Origin of the sequence: Nonomuraea sp. NPDC005983 (assembly GCF_040614375.1) — a bacterium.
In the GTDB taxonomy this organism is placed as follows: Bacteria; Actinomycetota; Actinomycetes; order Streptosporangiales; family Streptosporangiaceae; genus Nonomuraea.
The window spans coordinates 1-20,908 of sequence record NZ_JBEXUP010000150.1 but is presented as its reverse complement, the minus strand read 5'-3'; the positions used below and the strand labels follow the sequence as shown (position 1 = coordinate 20,908).

Sequence of the window (20,908 nt, the reverse complement as noted above, 5' to 3'; positions counted from 1 at the left end):
GCCACGGCCTGCCGCCGGTCGCCGTCGTCGGCTTCGCGCTGGCCGCGCTCTGCGGTGGCGTCCTGCTGGCCAGGACCGGCGTCCGGTTCCGCCGCGTCCAGCAGGCCCTGCACGGCGGCCGGCCCCTCGACCACGGACTGGACGTGATCTTCGCCTGGCTGGGCACGCTCGCCGTCGTCGCCGGGGCTGTCACGTTCGTCATCGCCGTTGGGTGACCCCGGGTTGCAAGGGAGCGAAGGGGAGGCGGACACTCGAGGTAGGGGGGTGGCCTCATGGAAGAAGAGCGCAGGAAACTGCCCTTCGAGTGCCGCAGCTGCTGGCACGTCTGGGAGGAGGAGTACCTCGTCCGCCGTGGCGACGACCGCCACGAGAGCGAGGTCTGGATACGAGAGGGCGTGCAGGTGCCCCCGCCGTCGCAGGGCACGATCTGCCCGCGGTGCGGATGCCAGCAGGCGACGACCTTCCCCGACGGCTATCTCAGCCGCCATCCCGAGCTGATCCCGCCTGCCGAGCCCCCCGTGCCCGACGCGACCCCGCTGCTGAGCCCGGTCCGTCGGCCGCTGTATTGACGGCAGCCTTAACCCCCCAACATTACAGTTGGTGAGTCTTTCGTAGCCCTGAGTGTCATAAGTCCCGACTTGTAGGGTCAATGCGGCGGGAGGACACTCGTGTCGGATGGCGGTCCCTGACCGGGGGTGGGTGGTCCTCGTGCGTGACGGGTTCGAAACCCGCAAGACATGGCCCTTCGAGTGCCTGCGTTGCCTGCACGTCTGGGAGGAGGAGTACGTCGTCAGACACCTCATGGACGACTACGGCAACGAGGTCGAGATCTGGCTACAGTCCGGTGTTCCGGTACAGCCGCCCTGGTCGGGGGCGTCCTGCCCCGGCTGCGGCGCGTACCATGTCACCTCGTTCCCGTCCGGTTACCTCTCGCGGCATCCGGAGCTCATGGCCGCGCCGGAACCGGAGCCCGTCGCGCGGCCACGTCCCGCGCCCGCGCCGCCCGCCGTGGAGAGGCGGGCGCCCGCGCCGCGGACGCCCCTCCCCATGCGGGTCCTGGTCGCGATCGGCGTGCCGATCGTGGTCTTCGTCGCCTACGAGCTGTACGAGGGCCTGAAGACCGTCGCGCACCCGCACTAGCTCAGGCTCTCCAGCCAGGCACGGTGCAGCCCGGCGAAGCGGCCCGACGCGGCGATGAGCTGGTCGGGCCGGCCGTCCTCGACGATCTCGCCGCGCTCCATGACGAGCACCCGGTCGGCGATCTCCACCGTCGACAGGCGGTGCGCGATGATCAGCGCGGTGCGGTCGGCCAGGATGGTGCGCAGCGCCCGCTGCACCAGGCGCTCGCTGGGCACGTCCAGGCTGGACGTCGCCTCGTCCAGGATCAGCACGGCCGGGTCGGCCAGGAACGCCCTGGCGAACGCGACGAGCTGCCGCTGCCCGGCCGACATGCGGCCGCCGCGCTTGCCCACCTCGGTGTCGTAGCCGTCGGGCAGCGCCGAGATGAAGTCGTGCGCGCCGATCGCCTTGGCGGCCTCCTGCACCTGCTTGTCGGTGGCCTCGGGACGGCCGAACCTGATGTTGTCGGCGACCGTGCCGCTGAACAGGAAGTTCTCCTGCGTCACCATGACCACGGCCGCGCGCAGCGTGGTCTCGTCCAGCTCGGTCAGGTCCACGCCGTCGAGCAGGACCCTGCCCGCCGTCGGGTCGTAGAAGCGGGAGATCAGCTTGGCCAGCGTCGTCTTGCCCGCGCCCGTCGCGCCCACCAGCGCCACGCTCTGGCCCGCCGGGACGGTCAGGTCGAGACCGGGCAGGATCGGCCGCTCCTCGACGTAGGCGAACCGGACGCCCTCGAAGCGCAGCCTGCCGCGCGGCGCCTCCAGCGCGCGCGGCTCGCGCGGCTCCGGCACCGACGGCTCCTCCTCCAGCACTCCTGACAGCTTCTCCAGCGCGGCGCCCGCCGACTGGAGCGTGTTGTAGAACTGGCTGATCTCCTGCATCGGCTCGTAGAACTGGCGCAGGTAGAGCAGGAACGCGGTCAGCACGCCGACCGTGACCTCGCCGTGCAGGGCCAGGTAGCCGCCGTAGAGCAGCACGCCCGCGACGGTCACGTTGCCGATCAGCTTGATCCCCGGCATGAACACCGCGATCAGCTTCATGCTGCTCGCGTTGGCGCCCCGGTAGTCGTCGTTGAGCTGCTCGAAGATCTCCTGGTTGCGCGGCTCCCTGCGGAACGCCTGGACCGCGCGGATGCCGGTCATCGACTCCACGAAGTGCACGATGACCAGCGCCACCGTCTCGCGGGTGCGCCGGTAGACGATCGCCGACTGGCGCCGGAACCACCGGGTGAACAGCAGCAGCAACGGCAGCGGGATCAGCGCCACCAGGCCGAGGTGCACGTCCAGCACCAGAAGCAGCGCGGCCGTGCCGAACAGCGTGAGCACCGCGGTGACCAGCCCGTCGAAGCCCGACTGGAGCAGTTCGGCGATGGCCTCGATGTCGGAGGTCAGCCGGGAGATGACCCGGCCCGAGGTGTACTTCTCGTGGAAGCTCAGCGACAGCCGCTGGAAGTGGTCGAACACCCTGCGGCGCAGCTCCAGCAGGATGTCCTGGCCGATCCGGCCGGACAGCTGCAGGAACGCCTGCCGGGTGAGCGCCTGCGTGGCCGCCGCGGCGAAGATCACCCCGACCACGGTCAGCAGCGTGCCGGGCCCGGTGCCCTTCAGCATCGGCGGGATGCCCGCGTCGATGCCCACCTTCACCAGGTAGGGGATCGCCAGGCCCGCCAGGTTCGACACGATGATGATCGCGGTGAGCAGCGCGATGGCCTTGCGGTGCGGAGTGAGCAGGTTGCCGAGCAGCCGACGGGAACGTTCCCGCAGCAGTAAAGACACCTTCTCGGACAGCTCGTCCTGGTCCTCCGAGGCGACGCCCCGCCAGTCGGTGGTGCTGGTGGTCGTCGTGGTCATGCCAGTGCCCCTTCCGACGGGTCGAGGTCGGCGTCCTGCGCCAGCAGCTCGCGGTACTCGGGCACCTCGGCCAGCAGCTCGTTGTGCCTGCCGACGTGCGTGATCGTGCCGTTGCGCAGCAGCGCCACCTTGTCGGCCAGCAGCACGGTGGACGCGCGGTGCGCCACCACGATGCCGGTCGCCTCGCGCAGCACGTGCCGCAGCGCCTCTTCCACCAGCGCCTCGGTCTCGACGTCCAGCGCGGACAGCGTGTCGTCGAGCACCAGGATCCGCGGCCTGCTGAGCACGGCGCGCGCCAGCGCCAGCCGCTGGCGCTGGCCGCCCGACAGGGACATGCCCTGCTCGCCGATGCGGGTGTCGAGTCCCCACGGCAGGTCGTAGACGAACATCGCCTGCGCGGTCTGGATGGCCGCGGCCAGCTCCTCCTCGGTGGCGTCGCGACGGCCCAGCGTGAGGTTCTCGCGCACGCTCATCGAGAACAGCGTCGGCTCCTCGAACGCCGTCGCCACCACCTCGCGCAACGAGGGCAGCGTCAGGTCGCGCACGTCGTGCCCGTCGATCGTGACCCGGCCCGCGGTCGCGTCGACCAGCCGGGGCACCATGGCGGTCAGCGTCGTCTTGCCCGACCCGGTGGCGCCCACGATGGCGACCGTCTCGCCGGGGCGCACGTCCAGCCACAGGTCCTGCAGGACCGGCTGGTCGGCGCCGGGGAAGCGGAACTCCACCCCCTCGAACCGGAGGTGTCCGCGCGGGTCGTCGATGGTCTGCGTGCCGCCCTGGACAGCCGGGACGGTGTCCATCACCTCCATGACCCGGTCGGCCGAGGTCATCGCCTCCTGGGCCATGGCCAGGATGTAGCCGAGGCTCGCGATCGGCCAGACGAGCTGGAGCATCAGCGTGGTGAACGCCACCAGCGTGCCGAGCGTCAGCGACCCCGAGCCGACGGCCAGCGCGCCGAGCAGCAGCACCAGGGCGAGCGTGAAGTTCGGGATCACCTCCAGGAAGGTGAAGAACCGCGCCGACAGCCGCACCTTGTCCATGGAGGTCCGGTAGACCTTGAGCGCGGCGTCGTCGTAGCGGTCGTAGACGTGGTGACGGCGGCCGAACGCCTTGATCGTCCTGATGCCGATCGCCGACTCCTCGACGAACGTGGCGAGGTCGCCCTGCTCGTCCTGGACCTGGCGGGAGATCTTGATGTAGCGCTTCTCGAAGCGCAGCGAGACCAGCACGATCGGCACAGCCGACGCGGCGACCAGCAGCCCGAGCGGCCAGTACATGTTCAGCAGCAGCACGGTCACCGTGATGAGCTGGATGATGTTCATGACCAGGAAGAGCATGCCGAAGCCGAGGAAGCGGCGGATCGTCGACAGGTCGGTGGTGGCACGGGAAAGCAGCTGCCCCGACTGCCACTCGTTGTGGAAGCCCATGGGCAGGCGCTGCAGCTTCTCGTACAGGTCGTCGCGGATCTCGGTTTCGAGCCCGAGCACGGGCCCGATCTGCGACCACCGGCGGAAGAAGATCAGCAGCGCCTCGAGTACGCCGACGCCCAGGGCGATCAGCCCGAGGGGGAGCAGCGCGCCGGAGTCGCCGTGGAACACGGGCCCGTCGACGACCTCCTTCCCGACGAGGGGGAGCGCGATGCTGGCGCCGATACCGATGATCGCGGCGAGCCAGATGAGGACCAGCTTGGTCACGTGGGGGCGGAGGTAGGACTTCATCCGCCACAGGGAGTTGGAGGAGAGCAGGGGACGGCGAGGTGAACGCGTATCGGGAGGCATCCCAACCAGGTTAGTAGGGGGTTCAACTGATTTCCTGGGCCGACACACGACTCGCACCTGGAGGGGACGAGCCCCTGCGACCTACGGTGTGGGGGTGACGCACGCCTCGCTCGCCGCCTGCACGCTGATCCTGCTGGACGGCGCCACCACGGGCTAGCCGCCCCCCTGCTCACCGGCCTCCCCGGCGAGCTCGGCCGGCCAGCCGGCGCGGTCGACCCTGAAGCTCTGACCCTCCAGCATCTTCAGCAGCCGGTCGGCGGGCAGCTTGTGCCGGTCGGCGGCGAGCTGGGTGTACACCACGTCGAGATAGCCCTCGCTGGGGCTCATGGCCAGGGCGCGCTCGTACAGGCGCAGCCGTTGCTCCGGATCCCGGACGGGCGAGAACAGGAGGGTGAGCAGCGCGCCCACCTCCCCGTAGTAGCCGGGATCCGCGCCCAGCTCCGTCGCGTAGGGGAGCAGGCCCACGAAGAGGCGGCCGAGCGAGCTGTCGTCGCGGAAGGAGATCTCCCGCAGGAGCGGGCCGAGCGGGCTGTCGGCGGGAACGGCCACGTCGTAGTCGGCGGCCTCGGCCTGCGACTCCGGCCAGGTGAGGAAGGCGAGCCCGGCGACGTTGAAGTCCTCGCCCCGGTCCAGGCTCACCTCCATCCGCCGGACGCCGTCCTCCAGGAAGTGACGTACCCGGACGGTGGCGGTCAGGCTCTCCCATCCGGCCCTGCCCAGCTGGGAGTGCCAGAGGCGGGCGATCCTGCGCCAGTTCTCGTTCGCCGCGCCCGCGTCGGCCGGGGTGAACAGGTCCGTCCCCGGCAGCGGCCCGTCGGCCGTGAGCAGGCACAGCAGCAGCAGGTTCCCGCTGTAGGCGGCGTACCGGGCAGGCACCCCCTGCGGCACCGGCTCGTACCCGTCGTACGGCGAACCGGGGCGGGGCCGCTGCGAGGCGGCGAACAGCTCGCGCAGGCGCCGGTTCAGCAGCGCGCGCCCGTCGCCCGGGACGCGCCGGCCGACGAGGGAGCGCAGGAAGCGCATGACCGGCCCGCGCACGGTGAGGACGGCGAAGGACAGCAGCGCGTGCAGGAACGAGTCGTCGGGAGCCGTCGGGCGGTTGCGGGACGCGGCGAAGGCCAGCTCCTGCGCGAGGTCCACCAGCTCCCGGGCCAGCAGCCTGGCCACCAGGTACTCGCCGAACGTCGCGTGCAGGAACTCGTAGGTCCGCAGCCGCTGCTGGTCGCGGAGCGCCTGCGTCCTGTGCACGAAGAAGAAGCCGCCGATCACCTCCTCGGCCCGCGTCAGCCTGCGGCGGAAACCGTAGGGCTCGCCGGTCTGGGAGCGCGGGCCGAACAGCGCGCGCAGGTCGGCCTCCAGGTCGTCCTCCGCGACCCACTGCCGGCCCCGGTTGATCATCGCGAACGCGGTCGCCGAGAGCAGCAGCAGCTCGTCCTCGACGGCCCGCGACAGGTCGGCGTCGGAGAGCGGCTCGCCGGCCTTGCGCACCTCGCGTCCAGCGAAACCGGCGAGCAGCCGCTCGTACAGCCCGGTCTCGTCGAGCCGCCCCCTGCCCAGGCGCAGCGCGTTGGAGTCGGCGTCGTACAGCGCCAGCATCAGCAGCAGCAGCGGCTGCCCGGCCAGCTCCGGCACGGCCAGGACGTCCTCCACCGCCAGCGGCAGCAGCCCCCTGCCCGCGAAGTACGCCCGGTTGCCCTCGTTCCAGGTCGCGGTCCACTGGCGCACCTGGCCCTCGTCGAACGGCTCCAGACGCAGCACCGGCGACTCGCGCGGCACCCGCGCCCGGTCCGCCACCGCGCTGCGGCTGGTGACGATCACCGCCAGTGCCCGGCCGCGATCGGCCTGGCGGCGCTGGAACTGGGCGACCCGTTCCAGGTAGTCGACCTGGCTGACGCCGGTCGCCTGGAGCAGCTCGTCGAACCCGTCGAGCATGACGACGGGCAGGGCGCCGCCGGCTGCGTGCACCAGGTCCGGCCAGGACATCGTCTCGTCCAGGGCGTCCCTGATGGCGTGCTCGATCTGGGCGAGGACGTCGCTGTCGGCCGGGACGCCGCGCAGTTCGACCCTGACGGGCAGGAACTCGCCGGCGGGCAGCCGGGCGGCGAGCATCCTGGTCAGCACCGACTTGCCCGCGCCCGGCTGGCCGAGCACGAGCAGCGGCGCGTCCACCGCCTGCGGCAGCGTGAGGTGCCCTGACAGGAACCCGGTCAGGTCGTCGCGGCGGGGCAGCACCTCCCACGAGCGCTCGTCCGCCGGCCGCCGGTCCCGGTCGCCGGGCAGGACGCGGAAGCTCGGCGTGACGTACCCGTCGCGCAGGAGGGGGATGGTCATGCCCGCGGGGACGTCGGCGGCGGAGACGATCGGCCGGTCCAGCGCCGCCTGGTTCGCCAGCACCAGCGCCCGCAGCCTGTCGGACGGCCGGCGGCCCGAGCCGAGCTCGGCGAGCAGGTCCGCCATCCCGCGCCGGATCTCGGCCCTGGTGGCCTGGTGCTCGATGAGGTCCGACCAGCAGGCGACCTCGGGAAAGTCGGCGACGAGCTGCCGGAACAGCTCCTCGTAGCGCCGGCAGGCCCTGGCGGGCAGCACGGTGTGCAGCGTGTCGCGTACCTGCTGCCGCCGCCTGTCATCCCATTCGTCCCAGCAGCTCAGCCCGCGGACCAGGGTCTCCAGGTGGTAGGAGAAGCCCTGGTAGCGCGCTGACAGCGAGACGAGCAGCTCCTCGCGGGGCAGTTGCGGGGCGGGCACCGGCAGCTCGGCCGCGAGCAGCCAGTCGACCTGGCTCGCCGCGCCCTCCGGCCGCACCAGCCGGTCCTGGTCGGCCCGGCTCAGCTTCGGGACGACGTCCAGGCCGGCCAGCGCCTCGAAGTACGCGTTGATCACCACGACGGCGTGCGCCGCGACCAGCCGTTCCGTCCGGTCGTAGCGGGACAGGCCCTTCACCTTGTCACGCAGCGCCCGGATCAGGCCGTCGCCCAGCTTGACCGCCTCGCCGCGGGCGTCGAACAGGTCGATCGCGCCCAGCCCGAACAGCGCCACCGACGAGGCCTTGTCGAGGACTCCGGTGAGGGCGCTCTCGCCTCCCAGCAGGACGACGGCATCGCGGTAGCTCAGCTTCCGGCGCAATGGGGGCTCCCGGGAAGATCGGCACCTTTCTCTCGGATCGTAGCCGCGCGGCCGGTGATCAGGAGGCTCCGAGGGTGATGGTGTCGGCCACCTCGGCGTGCCGTTCCGCCTCCTCCTCGGCGAAGCGGGCCTCGTCGAGCTTGTCGGCGATCTCCTCGTCCTGCTTCATGAGGGCCTCCAGCGACTGGCCCGCCATCTCCAGGACCCCCATCTCCGCGTACGCCTGCTGCAGGCGCGGGCTCCACAGGCCGATGTCCTTCACGCACGGGACGATCCGGCTGAACAGCAGCGAGCGGAACAGTCTGAGGTACTCCGAGTTGTCGGTCGCCCGCATCGCCTCGTCCACCTCGGACTTCGACAGGCCCAGGTTCTCCCACGTCTCCCTGCCACGCAGCCTGTCACGCATGAGGTAGCAGCCCTCGATGACGAAGTCCTCGCGCTCGCGCAGCTCCGACTCCGACAGGTCCCGGTAGTAGTCGCGCAGCGCCATCCGGCCGAAGGCGACGTGCCTGGCCTCGTCCTGCATGACGTACGCGAGGATCTGCTTGGGCAGGGGCTTGGTGGTGATGTCGCGCATCACGCCGAAGGCCGCCAGCGCCAGGCCCTCGATGAGCACCTGCATCCCGAGGTAGGGCATGTCCCAGCGGGAGTCGCTCAGCGTGGAGTCCAGCAGCGCCTTCAGGTGCTCGTTGATGGGGTAGGCCAGGCCGACCTTCTCCTGGAGGAAGCGGGCGTAGGTCTCGGCGTGGCGGGCCTCGTCCATGGTCTGGGTGGCCGCGTAGAACTTGGAGTCCAGGTCGGGGACCGACTCGACGATCTTGGCGGAGCAGATCATCGCGCCCTGCTCGCCGTGCAGGAACTGGGAGAACTGCCAGGCCGCGCCGTGCAGCCTGACGTCCTGGCGGGTCTTTTCGTCCATCCGCTCCCAGAGCGGCGTGCCGTGGATGGCGATCGTGTCGTCAGGGACGCCGAGGACGTTGTAGGGATCGACGTCCAGGTCCCAGTCGATGCGCTTGGTCGAGTCCCACTGCTTGTCCTTGCCCTTCTGGTAGAGGGCCAGCATGCGATCCCTGCCGTCGTCGTACTCCCAGGTGAACCGGCTCGCGCCGGCCATGTCCACGTTCCAGGTCGAGAGGCCGGCGGGGATGGTGTACAGCTCGTGCGTCGACATGGTGCCTCCGGGGGATTACGTACACCGTACGTCCACTTCGAGGCTTGCACGTACGGTGTACGCCAGTCAATAGAATGAGCTATGCCCACCGAGCCGTTGTCTCGCGCGCGCATCGTCGCCGCCGCGATCGACCTCATCGAGCGTGAGGGCGCCGACGCGGTCTCCATGCGGCGCATCGCAGCCGAGCTCGGAGTCGGCGCGATGTCCCTGTACAACCACGTGCCCAACAAGGACGCCCTGCTCAGCGGCGTCGCCGAGGCCGTGCTGAGCGAGATCGAGTTCACCGACGACCCCGACGCCGACTGGACCGACAGGGTGCGGGCGCAGGCCCGCGCGTTCCGGCAGATCGCGCACGGTTATCCGCGCTGCACGATGCTGGTGGTCAGCCGCCAGCTCCGGTCGAACGCGGGGCTGCTGCCGGTCGAGCGGGCGCTGGCCACGCTGCGCAGCGCCGGCTTCGACGGGGTCGACGCGGTCAGGGTGCTGCGGATGTTCATCGCCTTCATCGTCGGGTCGCTGCTGCGCGAGGTCGGCGTGACGCCCGCGTTCGCGCCGGCGCGCCACCCGATGGTCAGCCCCGAGGACGTCGATCCCGCGCTGTTCCCCGAGGTGAGCGCGCTCGCCCCGCTGCTGGGCAGCTGCGATCACGAGGTGGACTTCGAGTTCGGCGTCGAACTGCTCATCCAGGCCATCGCCGCCCTCCAGCAACGGAAGGAGGGCACCCGGTAGCCCCGGGCGCCCTCCTGTCACAGCCGTTCCTTCCCCTGAACGGCTGCTAGTACCAGTTGTGCGATCTGAAGTGCCCCCATGCGCCGCATGGCCGGCCGTACCTGCCCTTGATGTAGGACAGGCCCCAGCGGATCTGGGTCTCCGGGTTCGACCGCCAGTCACGGCCCGCTCCCCGCATCTTTCCTCCGGGGAGCGCCTGCGGGATTCCGTAGGCGCCTGACGAGCTGTTGTACGCGCGGTGGTTCCAGTTACTCTCCCTGGTCCACAGGTTGTCCAGGCAGCGGAACTCCTCGTACGACCAGGCCCGCTGGACCACTTGGTCCAGCGCGAACCCCTTGTTCCTGTCCGCCGGCCGCAGCACGGGCCTCGGCTTGGCCGAGGTCTTCCAGGTGCCGAGCTGCACCGGGACCTGCCAGTAGCTCTGGTGGATCCCGGGCTTGGCCTCGGCCCAGGCGACGGTCGCGCTCCCGTCGATAGCCGTGAACGTCGTCACGGCGACGAGGGCGCTGCGCAGAACGCGTTTGCTGTCCAATTCGATCCTTGCTGTCAGGTCGCGTGCGGACGGGCGCCGCTGCTTGTCAGCGCCCTGCCGGTCCGCGTCCGTGGCTCGAACGCGGAGGGTCCGCGCGGCCACACCGGGATCTTGCTCCGCCCGATCGTGCTGGACGGCCCGGAGGGCTCCACGACGTGTCCTCTAGCCGGTTTCTATTACGCTCCGTCATGTTCGATCACACGCTGTGACGGGCGACAGACAGGTGTTTGTGTGGTCATTGCCGAAGAATGGGGTCCTCGCAGGGCCCGCGTTGCGCGGCCCGGCGGCCCGATGGTCCGGCCTTTGGGGGAAACGGGCGTGAGCCTGGGGCGGGGGCCGGTCAGTACCAGTGGTGCGACTGGAAATGTGCCCAGGCGCCGCACGGCGTTGCGTATCTGCCCTTGATGTAGGCGAGGCCCCAGGCGATCTGCGTCCTGGGATTGGTGCGCCAGTCGCGGCCGGAGGAGGACATCTTGTGCCCTGGCAGCGCCTGCGGGATGCCGTAGGCGCCCGAGCCGCTGCCGGCCCGGCGATTCGATCGTTAGCAAAGATCACGATTTATGGATGTTCAGGGGATATGCCGGGAAAATGTGGACTGCGTCTCACTTTTTGGGCGGGAGGTGTTCTGTAGGGTCGGCTCATGAGCCTTCGTGACATCCCGCTCCGCACGCTTGCCGACGCCCCCACGACCCTCGCCGAACTCGCCGGCGACAAGGCCGTGCTCATCGTCAACGTGGCCTCCAGGTGCGGCCTGACCCCGCAGTACACCGGCCTCGTCAAGCTCCAGGAGGAGTACGGGCCGCGCGGCTTCACCGTCGTGGGCCTGCCGTGCAACCAGTTCATGGGCCAGGAGCCGGGCACCGCCGAGGAGATCCAGGGGTTCTGCTCGACGACGTACGGCGTCGACTTCCCGCTCCTGGAGAAGTCCGACGTCAACGGCCCCGACAGGCACCCCCTCTACGACGAGCTGACGCAGACGACGGACGCCGACGGCCAGGCGGGCGACGTCCAGTGGAACTTCGAGAAGTTCCTGGTGGCGAGGGACGGCACGGTCGCCGCCCGCTTCCGCCCCGCCACCACCCCCGAGGACCCGGCCGTCACCTCCGCCATCGAGAAGCTCCTGTAGGCGACTGCCGCCACCCGAAGACGACCGCCGAGGCCCGGACGGCCTTGGCGGGACTCAGTGGCGGGGCCCGCAGCTGCCGCGGACGATCAGCTCCGTCGGAAGGACGACGCTGCGGGGCCGCCTGCCGCCCGCGCGCAGCACCAGCTCCGCCGCGCGGTAACCGATGTCGCGGCCGGGCTGTGCGATCACGGTGAGCGGCGGGGAGCACAGCTCGGCCCACGGCACGTCGTCGTACATGACGAGCGACACGTCCCGCGGGACCCGGAGGTCGAGCTCCCTCGCCGCCAGCACCGCCGCCTCGCCCAGCACGTTGCCGCCCGCGACCACCGCCGTCAGGTCGGGGCGGCTCTGGAACAGGCCGGACGCGGCCGCGTAGGCCGAGTCGCGGCTGCCCGTGGCGAACACGACGAGCTCCTCGTCGACGGGCGCCCCGACAGCCTCGCGGAACGCCGCCACCCGCCGGTCGTGGCCGGGGCCTCCCAGGTACGCGATCCGCCGGTGCCCGAGGCCCCGGAGGTAGCGCACCGCCGTACGGATGCCCGTCCTGTCATCGGCCAGCACGGACGGCACGTCGAGCATCCGCGACGCCGAAGCGCCGGACGCCTCCTGCGGCCGGGAGGTAGGCCCGCCCGCGGCGTCCTGCGGCCCGATGCCGGAGGCGGGGGAGAGGCCGTCGAGCAGCATGAGGTCGGCGATGGCCGCGTTCTCCACGCCTCCGGACCACACGCCTCCGGGCCGCGTGTCGCCCGGGGCGTGCGGTGGTGTGTCCATGGTCGGGAGGCGGTCGGCGAAGACGACCGTCATGCCCGCCTTGATCGCCGGCCGCCAGGTGTCGGTGTCGCCCGCCGGGACCGCGATCACCCGGTCGACGCTCTGCTCCAGCAGCATGCCGATCAGCTCGGCCTCCTGCTCGGGGTCGTCGCCGGTCGAGCCGAGCACCACCGGCTCGCCCGCCGACCGCGCGCACGCCAGCACCCCCTCGGCGAGCTGCCCGTAGAAGGTGTCGGTGAGGTCGGGGACGAGCAGGCCGATGCCGCCGGTGCGGCGCTGGCGCAGGTTGCGTCCGAGCGCGCTGGGCCGGTAGTCGAGCTGGGCGGCGACGGCCAGCACCCGCTCTCGGGTCTGGGGGCTGGCCGAGCCGCCGGACAGCACCCTGGACACGGTGGCGACACCGACTCCGGCCGCCTCCGCCACGTCCTTGATGGTCGCTCGCCGAGATTCCATGGAAACGATTCCATCATGCTTTCCGTGACACTGGAACCCCGATGACCCGACAGAGGCTGGTCACACGGGAAGTCTTGACACTCATATCCGTTTCGGGTGAGATGCTTGAAAACGTATCCACGTAAGTGGAAAACTCCGCACAACATCCGGGCCACCCCCTGGAGCGCGAAGGACTGTCATGGCATCCATCGTTCTGACCAATGTCGACAAGATCTACGCCGGTGGCGTAAAAGCCGTGGACGGCCTCAACCTTGAGATCAAGGATGGGGAGTTCATGGTGCTGGTCGGCCCGTCCGGTTGCGGTAAGTCGACCGCGCTCCGGATGATCGCCGGCCTGGAGGACATCAGCGGCGGCGAGATCTCGATCGGCGACAAGGTGGTCAACCACCTGCCGCCGAAGGACCGCGACATCGCGATGGTCTTCCAGAACTACGCGCTCTACCCGCACATGACGGTCGAGGAGAACCTCGCCTTCGGCCTCAAGCTCCGCAAGATGCCCAAGCCGGAGATCCAGAAGCGCGTCCAGGAAGCCGCCAAGATGCTGGGCCTGGAGACCTACCTCAAGCGCAAGCCGGCCGCCCTCTCCGGTGGTCAGCGCCAGCGTGTCGCCATGGGCCGCGCGATCGTCCGCGAGCCGCAGGCGTTCCTCATGGACGAGCCGCTGTCGAACCTCGACGCCAAGCTGCGCGTCTCGATGCGCGCCTCGCTCAACACGCTGCACGAGCGCCTCGGCGTCACCACCGTCTACGTCACGCACGACCAGGTCGAGGCCATGACGCTGGGCGACCGCGTCTGCGTCCTTCGTGACGGCATCCTGCAGCAGGTCGACACGCCGCAGAACCTGTTCGACAAGCCGGTCAACCTGTTCGTCGCCGGGTTCATGGGCTCGCCGTCCATGAACTTCGTCACCGCCGAGCTGGTCCGTGACGGCGACGGCCCCGCCGTCACCTTCGCCGGGATCAGGCTGCCGATCGCCGAGACGACCTTCTCCGACAGGCCGGGCCTTGACCAGTACATCGGCAAGAAGGTCATCCTCGGCATCCGCCCGTCGGACTTCGAGGACGCCACGTCTGCTGGCAACCACGCCAACGGCTGGGCCACGCTGCCCGTCAAGGCGGAGGTCACCGAGGAGCTGGGCTCCGAGATCAACGTGCTGTTCCTGATCGACGCCCCGCCGGTCGAGCACAAGGACACCGTCGCCGCCGCCGACCAGGGCGACGACGACGAGGCCGCGCTGCCGCTCGTGGGCGACAAGTCGCTGTGGACGGCGCGCGTCAACGCCCGCAGCCACGTCCGTCCGGGCCAGAACATCGACCTGGTGGTCGACACGCACAACGTGCACTTCTTCGACACGGACTCCGGCCTGGCCATCGGGCACGAGGCGAACAGCGGGCGCTGAGCCTCCGAATCCCGGCCGTGAGCCCGCTCACGGCCGCCCGGGCCCCCACCGCGACCCCCTCCCGCGGCGGGGGCCCGTCCTTTCGCGCTCGTGGACGACCCCGCCTCGAGGGTTTTCAGCGGCCGATGCGTGCGGAGATCCGGCCTGCCAGGCCGCGCGGCACCAGCCTGCCCAGCGCGACGATCGCCTTGTAACGGGCGTCGGGGATCGACACCCGCTTGCCCAGCGCCAGGTCGCGCATCGCCTCGTTCACCACGTTGTCGGCCTTCAGCCAGAGGAATCCGGGGATGCCCGACACGTCCATCGAGGCGCGCTGGTGGAACTCGGTCCGCACGAAACCGGGGCAGAGCGCCATCACCTTGACGCGCGGGTTCCCCACCTCCGCCGCGGCGGACTCGCTGAAGTTGACCACCCACGCTTTGGAGGCGCTGTAGGTGCCGCGCGTGAAGAACGCGGCGACGGACGCCACGTTGATGACCGCGCCTCTGTCACGCTCCTTCATCCCGGGCAGCGCGGCCAGGGTCAGCCGCAGCACGGCCTCGCAGTGCACCTTCAGCATGCGGACCTCGTCCTCGACCGGCACCCCAAGGAAGGGGCCTGGATGGCCGAAGCCCGCGTTGTTGACGAGCAGGTCCACGCCGTCGCGCAGACGCGACTCGGCACGTGACAGCCCCTCGTCGGTGGCCAGGTCGGCGGCCAGCACCTCGACGCTCACGCCGTACCTCAGCTTGAGCTGACCGGCGACGTCGGCGAGCCTGGCCTCGTCACGAGCCACCAGTACCAGGGTGAAGCCGTCACCGGCCAGGCGCCGGGCGAAGGCGGCGCCGATGCCGGCGGTCGCGCCCGTGATCATTGCGGTAGGCATGACCAGCACCCTAGCCGCTCACGCCCCAAGGGATTCACGCGCGGCGGCCCCGGCGTTCCCTCAGCCCTTGATCGCCTCGGCGAGCTGGTCGATGAACTCCTGCTCCGCCCCGGAGACTCCCCTGGAGCTGTTGGAGACCTCGACGGCGATATCCATCAACCACTGCCCGTAGGCGTGCACGTCGTCCTCGGTGCCCTTGCCGCGCACCAGGGCGATGGCCGCTGGGGCGCTGGCGAGCGCGTCCGCGACCGCCTCGTCCCGGGCTGAGCCGACCGCCTCGCCCTTCGGGGTGCGGGCCGCGAGCGCCTTGACGAGGTCGTTGTCGCGCTGCTCGGCCTCCACGAGTGCCTTGCCGCCGGCGTACAGCTCCTTGGCCGTCCCGATGACGCCGTCGTCCTCGGCCAGTACCGCCGCCCACGCCACCTGTCGGGGCAGGTGCAGCAGTTGGTTCAGCTCGTCCTCGGAGAATGCCGACTGGTCAGTCATGTCCCTGCTTTCTGCGTGTGAAGCTGCAAGCTCGGATGATGATCGCATAGGGGACTCGCTGTGGAGGCCCATGACGCACACAGGCGTGAGAATCGCCTCGGCGCGGCCACCTGAGAACTCGGTCGCGTGCAGCAGATCCTGGGCACCACGCAGGTGACCGAGGAGAATGCCCCTGACCTCTGCAAGCAGTACGACCTGTCTGGACAGAACTGACATGTTCCTCGGGATCGACATCGGGACCTCCAGCTCCAAGGGCGTTCTCGTCGCCGACGACGGCACGGTCGTGGCCACGGCGGTCCGCGAGCACCGCACCGCCACGCCGCGACCGGGCTGGTTCGAGCACGACGCGTACGAGATCTGGCTGGCCGACTTCGCGGCGCTCACCCGCGAGCTGGCCGCGCCCGGCATCGCGGCCGTCGGGGTGAGCGGCATCGGGCCGTGCGTGCTGCCCGCCGCCGCCGACGCCACCCCGCTGCGCCCGGCCATCCTGTACGGGGTGGACACCCGCGCCACCGCCGAGATCGCCGCGCAGCTCGACAGGTACGGCCCGGCCGCCATCATGGAGCGCTGCGGCTCGCCGCTCACCTCCCAGGCCGCCGGCCCCAAACTGGAGTGGATCCGCACCCACGAGCCGGACGTGTGGGCGCGCACGAAGCGGCTGTTCATGGCGCACTCGTGGCTCGTGCACGAGCTCACCGGCGAGTACGTGCTCGACCACCACTCCGCCAGCCAGTGCGACCCGCTCTACGACACCCGCGCCTTCGACTGGATCCCCGAGTGGGCCGCTGAGATCGCACCCGGCCTGGAACTGCCCCGGCTGGCCTGGAGCGGCGAGATCGCAGGCACGGTCACCGCCTCGGCCGCCTCGGCGTACGGGCTGCCCGAGGGCGTCCCCGTCATCACCGGGACGATCGACGCGTGGGCCGAGGCGGAGAGCGTCGGCGTCCGCGAGCCCGGCGACGTCATGCTCATGTACGGCACGACCATGTTCATCGTGGAGATCCTCCGGTCGCGGGTCACCTCGCCGTCGTTCTGGGGGACGGCCGGGATCACGCCGGGCAGCCACAACCTGGCGGCCGGCATGGCCACCTCGGGCGCGGTCACCGGCTGGCTGCGCGAGCTGACCGGCGCGTCCTACGAGACGCTCACCAAGGAGGCCGCCGACGTCGCCAGGGGCGCCGAGGGGCTGCTGATGCTGCCGTACTTCGCCGGAGAGCGCACCCCGATCTTCGACCCGGACGCGCGGGGCACGCTCGTCGGCCTGACACTGCGGCACGGGCGCGGCCACCTGTACCGGGCGGCGCTGGAGGCGACGGCGTTCGGCGTCCGGCACAACCTGGAGGCCATGCGGGAGGCGGGCGGCGAGGTGCGGCGGCTGGTCGCGGTCGGCGGCGGCACCGCGGGCGGGCTGTGGACGCGGATCGTCTCCGACGTGCTCGGCCGGCCACAGGTCCTGCCCGCCCACACGGTCGGCGCCGCCTACGGCGACGCGCTGCTGGCCGCCAGGGCGACGGGGGTGGCGGTCGAGTCGTGGAACCCGCCGGCCGCGCAGGTGGAACCGTCACCAGACGCGGACGTCTACGACGACCTCTACGCCCTGTACCGCGACCTCTACCCGGCCACGGCCGGCATCGCCCACACCCTCGCGGGCGGCCCGCCGTACAGGAGGTGAGACCGCGCGCTCCCGGGCGGGCGACGTGGTAGATGGTGGGCATCGCTCCCATTCTTCGGTATCCGCGCTCAGGGTGGGTGGCGTCCGTGGCGGGATGTCGGCTCGCTCAGCCCGCGCGGTCCTGGCCGCCGGAGCGCTCCATCCTGACGCGTTCGATCAGCTCCTCGACCTGTGCGTTGAGTTCGGCCCCTCGCGACCAGCCCGCGTAGTGCGCCAGGAAGACCACCACCTCGCGCAGCTCGACCTCGGTCAACTCGCCCGTCCGCAGGGCGGCGTCGAGCTGCACGTCCAACTGGCGGTTCAGGCCCTGGCCCACCAGCAGGCCCAGCAGGAGGAGGCGGCGCTCCCTGACCGGCAACACGTCGCGGGACCATACTTCGGCGAACAGACGCTCCGCCGTGATGCCGAAGGAGTCCACTGCTTCCACCGCCGGTTCTGTCATAGTTTGCTCCAGGTTCTGCTGAGGATGTTCATATCTTTCGCCACTTCCTGAGATGAACCAATGGGGGTTGCATGAACGTTGTAGCGTCGCCGACGCGGCGGTCACTTGTGGATTGATGTCGATCTGTAACAAGTAAAGCCAATGGACGAGCAAGATTTGGTCAAGATTTCTCACCGCACACCAGGCTCATTCCGCACGAAAGAGGGCACAACAACTCCGTTGGTCCGTAAAGCGGAGGTAAGCCCTGGTGGAAAAGACACGGGCTTGGATCGCTCTCCTGGTCGCCGCACTCGCGCTGACAGCGTGCGGGCAGCCGGACTTCACCTACGTACGTGACAGGGACGGCACCACGTACTTCAAGGTCCCGGCCTCGTTCACCCAGCTCAACGCGGATCCCATCGAGTTGTACCTGAGCGGCGACCAGCCGAACTCGCAGGCCGCCGCGCTGCGCGCGCAACGGGTCTGGTCGACGGCGTTCGACCAGTCGGCCAAGCCGACGGCAGCGCACCTGCTCAGCTCGGCCGACCCCTTCGTCTACGCCACCGTGCACAGGCTCACCGACGACGAGCGGGACTCGATCTCGCTCAACCGGTTACGCGACTTCATCCTCCCGGTGACAGACCAGGTGCGCCAGCTCTACGAGGCGCAGGCCGAGGCGAGCGGGCGGGCGCCGCTGTACACGCGTTTCGAACTGCTCAGCGACCAGGTCCTCCTCCTGGACCACGGCGCCCGAGGGGTCCGCGTCCGCTTCAACTACCAGATCGGCGACGACGTCCAGACCTTCGACGACACCGCCATCCTCGATGAGAAGGGCGGGACGGTCTCGGTCATGCTCATCGGCTGCCAGTCGATCTGCTTCAGGAAGCGCGCCGCGGAGTTCGACAAGATCGCGAATTCGTTCAAGCTGCTCCGGCTGCCCGGATGAGGGGAGCACCAGTGACGACCGTCCACCACGAGGGGTTACGCGCCCCCGGCAGCGGCCCCACCGACCCTGACGCCGTGACCAGGAAGAAGATGCGGTTCTGGGATCGGAGCAAGTTCCTCATCGGCCTGGTGCTGGCCTTCCTGGTGCTCACCTGGAAGGTGATGGCCGACTTCGAGGGCGTGGTGCCCTTCGGCGAGGCCATGCTGGCCATCGCGCGGGCCCACCAGTGGATCTTCTGGCTGCTCGGCGCGGAGGCGGTGCGGCAGCTCCACTTCCTCGTCAGCGAGCGCTGGTCGGGCTACCACCGGTTCTGGAGCAGGCGCGTCTTCGGCGGGTTCGAGCGCTGGGCGCACCGGCGTTTCGACGACTGGACCAGGTACCGCGTCTCGCGCGCCGTCAAGATCGCCTTCTGGGTCGTGGTGCTCGCGCTCGTGCTGGGCGCGGTGCTGGAGGTCAGCCCGCTGCTGGCACTGTTCAGGGCGCCCGCGCTGATCTGGCAGGCGATGCCGTTCCTCATCCAGATCGTGTTCCTGTTCTTCGTGGTCATCATCCAGTTCGTCGGCCTGTTCTGGTTCCTGTCCAGGGGCGGCGTCGAGACGTACTTCCCCGACGACATCAAGACCCGCTTCCACGACGTCTGGGGCCAGGACCACGTGGTCGAGCGGGTCCGGGAGAACATCGTCTTCCTGGAGCGCCCGGACGAGATCGAGCGGCGCGGCGGGTACGTCCCCAGCGGCCTGCTGCTGTGGGGGCCGCCCGGCACCGGCAAGACGCTCATGGCCGAGGCGGTGGCCGGTGAGACCGGCAAACCGTACGTGTTCGTCGATCCCGGCGCGTTCACCAACATGTTCATGGGCATCGGCATCCTGAAGGTGAAGACGCTGTTCAGGAAGCTGCGCAAGCTGGCGCTCAGGTACGGCGGAGTGATCGTCTTCTTCGACGAGGCCGACTCGCTCGGCAAGCGCGGCAGGCTCGCCCAGCAGGGCCCGCAGGGGCAGGGCGGCGGCTTCTCCGCTTCCCATCTCTCCGCATCCCACTTCTCCGCTTCCCGCTTCTCCGGCTGTCACGGCATGAACTACCTGTCGGAGGAGACCCGCGCGGCGCTCGCCTTCCGCGCCGGGCGCGAGGCCGGGGACGAGCAGGGCCGGCGCAGCCGCTTCTTCATGGGCGGCGGTATGAACAGCGGCGACCCCGGCACGCTGCAGGCGCTGCTCACCGAGTTGTCGGGGCTCAAGAAGCCGCGCGGCTTCTTCAACCGGCTGGTCAGGCGGCTGCTCGGGATGCGTCCCAAGCCGCCGCCCAGGTTCCGCATCCTGGTCATGATGGCCACCAACCGTCCAGACGCGCTGGACGAGGCGCTTCTGCGGCCCGGCCGCATCGACCGCATCTACAAGGTCGGCTACCCGTCCAAAGCCGGACGGGTGCGCACCTACCAGGGCTACTTCGACAAGGTCGAGCACGAGCTCACCGCGGACCAGATCGACAAGCTCGCCACGATCACCCCGTACGCGACGGGCGCCACGATCAAGGACCTGGTCAACGAGTCGCTGATCACCGCGATCCGCGACGGCCGCGAGATCATCACCTGGTCGGACGTGCTGCGCGCCAAGCGGCTCAAGCAGCTCGGCCCGCCCGAGGACGTGGAGTACATCGAGCGCGAGCGGCACGCGGTCGCCGTCCACGAGGCGTGCCACGCGGTGGTGGCGTACGTGACCCGGTTCCACCTGGAGATCGACATCGCCACCATCGAGAAGGGCGCCGACTACCTCGGCATGGTCGCCTCCATCAAGCCGGAGGACCAGTTCACCCGGTGGAAGTCCGAGTACGAGGCCGACATCATGGTCTCCCTGGCCTCGCTGGCGGGGGAGCGGATGTTCTTCGGCCAGGACAACTCCTCCGGCGTCTCCGGCGACCTGCACTCGGCCACGTTCCTGACCGCGCTCATGGAGTCGTACTGGGGGATGGGCTCGGGGGTCACCTCGCTGCCTGCGCTGCAGGAACTGGAGATCCTGGGCGGCAAGGCCATGCCGCGGCGCGCCGGCGGCGGCTCCATCGGCATCACCGACAGGGAACCGTCCAGGAGGCAGCCCGACCTGGCCCCCGACGTGCTGGGCGAGCGGATCGAGTTCAACCTGGTGCGGCTGCTCGAGAAGACCGAACGGCTGTTGGAGGAGCACCGCAGGGACGTGCTCTGCCTGGCGCACGCGCTGGAGACGCACAAGACGCTCAACGGCGACGACGTTGTGGCGATCATCGAGCGCTCGCCCGGCCCGCTCATCGACGGCACGATCTACGCCTCCGACGAGCTGTACGAGGACCTGGAGGACTACCACCGCGACGCCGCCAGGGCGCACAAGGAGCACAGCCGCATCGAGCGCGAGCTGCCGGGGGCGGCCGAGGAGCGCCCCGCCGGCCCGGCGTCCGTCGAGCCTGCCGCCCTGGGGGCGCCCGGCCGGCCCCTGCTGAC

At 70.1% G+C, this 20,908-nt stretch carries 17 protein-coding genes and 2 pseudogenes; 9 read left to right on the top strand and 10 right to left on the bottom strand.

Going from position 1 to position 20,908, the window contains the following annotated elements; translation table 11 throughout:
• The 3 genes and pseudogenes from ABZ297_RS39275 to ABZ297_RS39265 form a co-directional block, all read left to right on the top strand.
• A pseudogene (locus ABZ297_RS39275) lies at positions 1 to 215 on the top strand (DUF202 domain-containing protein); the annotation flags it as partial.
• 57 nt (positions 216 to 272) lie between these two features.
• Positions 273 to 569 carry a hypothetical protein gene (locus ABZ297_RS39270; RefSeq protein ID WP_355357104.1) on the top strand — a complete coding sequence of 99 codons (297 nt, stop codon included), beginning with the start codon at positions 273 to 275 and terminating at the stop codon, positions 567 to 569.
• Between the two features lie 139 nt (positions 570 to 708).
• Complete coding sequence (locus tag ABZ297_RS39265; RefSeq protein ID WP_355357102.1) at positions 709 to 1,140, top strand: hypothetical protein; 432 nt, start codon at positions 709 to 711, stop codon at positions 1,138 to 1,140.
• On the opposite strand, the gene ABZ297_RS39260 is transcribed toward ABZ297_RS39265, so the two are convergent.
• The 4 genes from ABZ297_RS39260 to ABZ297_RS39245 form a co-directional block, all read right to left on the bottom strand.
• Positions 1,137 to 2,969 carry an ABC transporter ATP-binding protein gene (locus ABZ297_RS39260; RefSeq protein ID WP_355357100.1) on the bottom strand — a complete coding sequence of 611 codons (1,833 nt, stop codon included), beginning with the start codon at positions 2,967 to 2,969 and terminating at the stop codon, positions 1,137 to 1,139. The two genes, ABZ297_RS39265 and ABZ297_RS39260, sit on opposite strands and share 4 nt — an antisense overlap.
• Entirely contained in the window at positions 2,966 to 4,687 is a 1,722-nt protein-coding gene (locus ABZ297_RS39255) for an ABC transporter ATP-binding protein (RefSeq protein WP_355357098.1), read from the bottom strand. The genes ABZ297_RS39260 and ABZ297_RS39255 overlap by 4 nt, the downstream gene beginning before the upstream one ends.
• Positions 4,688 to 4,900: 213 nt before the next feature.
• Positions 4,901 to 7,870: a hypothetical protein gene (locus tag ABZ297_RS39250; protein ID WP_355357096.1), complete on the bottom strand. Its 2,970-nt coding sequence runs from the start codon at positions 7,868 to 7,870 to the stop codon at positions 4,901 to 4,903.
• A gap of 58 nt (positions 7,871 to 7,928) precedes the next feature.
• A complete protein-coding gene (locus tag ABZ297_RS39245; protein ID WP_355357094.1) occupies positions 7,929 to 9,041 on the bottom strand; it encodes a ferritin-like domain-containing protein in 1,113 nt (370 codons plus the stop codon).
• An 81-nt stretch (positions 9,042 to 9,122) separates the two neighbouring features.
• On the opposite strand from ABZ297_RS39245, the gene ABZ297_RS39240 reads away from it, so the two are divergent.
• Complete coding sequence (locus tag ABZ297_RS39240; protein ID WP_355357092.1) at positions 9,123 to 9,770, top strand: TetR/AcrR family transcriptional regulator C-terminal domain-containing protein; 648 nt, start codon at positions 9,123 to 9,125, stop codon at positions 9,768 to 9,770.
• A 46-nt stretch (positions 9,771 to 9,816) separates the two neighbouring features.
• On the opposite strand, the gene ABZ297_RS39235 is transcribed toward ABZ297_RS39240, so the two are convergent.
• Together ABZ297_RS39235 and ABZ297_RS39230 are read right to left on the bottom strand one after the other, a co-directional pair.
• Entirely contained in the window at positions 9,817 to 10,302 is a 486-nt protein-coding gene (locus ABZ297_RS39235; protein ID WP_355357090.1) for a transglycosylase SLT domain-containing protein, read from the bottom strand.
• A gap of 340 nt (positions 10,303 to 10,642) precedes the next feature.
• A pseudogene (locus tag ABZ297_RS39230) lies at positions 10,643 to 10,816 on the bottom strand (lytic transglycosylase domain-containing protein); the annotation flags it as partial.
• A gap of 126 nt (positions 10,817 to 10,942) precedes the next feature.
• Here ABZ297_RS39230 and ABZ297_RS39225 point away from each other — a divergent pair.
• Entirely contained in the window at positions 10,943 to 11,428 is a 486-nt protein-coding gene (locus ABZ297_RS39225) for a glutathione peroxidase (protein ID WP_355357088.1), read from the top strand.
• 54 nt (positions 11,429 to 11,482) lie between these two features.
• Here the strand turns inward: ABZ297_RS39225 and ABZ297_RS39220 are convergent, their stop codons facing one another.
• The gene (locus tag ABZ297_RS39220; protein WP_355357086.1) at positions 11,483 to 12,652 is read right to left on the bottom strand and encodes a LacI family DNA-binding transcriptional regulator; all 1,170 of its coding nucleotides are present in this window, start codon (positions 12,650 to 12,652) and stop codon (positions 11,483 to 11,485) included.
• Between the two features lie 178 nt (positions 12,653 to 12,830).
• Here ABZ297_RS39220 and ugpC point away from each other — a divergent pair, with 178 nt between their 5' ends.
• A complete protein-coding gene (ugpC, locus tag ABZ297_RS39215) occupies positions 12,831 to 14,051 on the top strand; it encodes a sn-glycerol-3-phosphate ABC transporter ATP-binding protein UgpC (RefSeq protein ID WP_355357084.1) in 1,221 nt (406 codons plus the stop codon).
• 115 nt (positions 14,052 to 14,166) lie between these two features.
• Here the strand turns inward: ugpC and ABZ297_RS39210 are convergent, their stop codons facing one another.
• Positions 14,167 to 14,916 (bottom strand): SDR family oxidoreductase, encoded by a 750-nt coding sequence (locus ABZ297_RS39210; RefSeq protein WP_355357082.1) that lies wholly within the window; start codon positions 14,914 to 14,916, stop codon positions 14,167 to 14,169.
• Positions 14,917 to 14,976: 60 nt separating this feature from the next.
• The gene (locus ABZ297_RS39205) at positions 14,977 to 15,402 is read right to left on the bottom strand and encodes a hypothetical protein (protein ID WP_355357080.1); all 426 of its coding nucleotides are present in this window, start codon (positions 15,400 to 15,402) and stop codon (positions 14,977 to 14,979) included.
• Positions 15,403 to 15,616: 214 nt separating this feature from the next.
• Here ABZ297_RS39205 and ABZ297_RS39200 point away from each other — a divergent pair, with 214 nt between their 5' ends.
• The gene (locus tag ABZ297_RS39200) at positions 15,617 to 17,074 is read left to right on the top strand and encodes an FGGY-family carbohydrate kinase (RefSeq protein WP_355357078.1); all 1,458 of its coding nucleotides are present in this window, start codon (positions 15,617 to 15,619) and stop codon (positions 17,072 to 17,074) included.
• 106 nt (positions 17,075 to 17,180) lie between these two features.
• Here ABZ297_RS39200 and ABZ297_RS39195 read toward each other — a convergent pair whose 3' ends face one another.
• The gene (locus tag ABZ297_RS39195) at positions 17,181 to 17,516 is read right to left on the bottom strand and encodes a carboxymuconolactone decarboxylase family protein (protein WP_355357076.1); all 336 of its coding nucleotides are present in this window, start codon (positions 17,514 to 17,516) and stop codon (positions 17,181 to 17,183) included.
• A gap of 247 nt (positions 17,517 to 17,763) precedes the next feature.
• On the opposite strand from ABZ297_RS39195, the gene ABZ297_RS39190 reads away from it, so the two are divergent.
• Positions 17,764 to 18,441 (top strand): hypothetical protein, encoded by a 678-nt coding sequence (locus tag ABZ297_RS39190; protein ID WP_355357074.1) that lies wholly within the window; start codon positions 17,764 to 17,766, stop codon positions 18,439 to 18,441.
• 11 nt (positions 18,442 to 18,452) lie between these two features.
• On the top strand, positions 18,453 to 20,908 hold a 2,456-nt coding region (locus ABZ297_RS39185; RefSeq protein WP_355357072.1), incomplete at its 3' end, for an AAA family ATPase.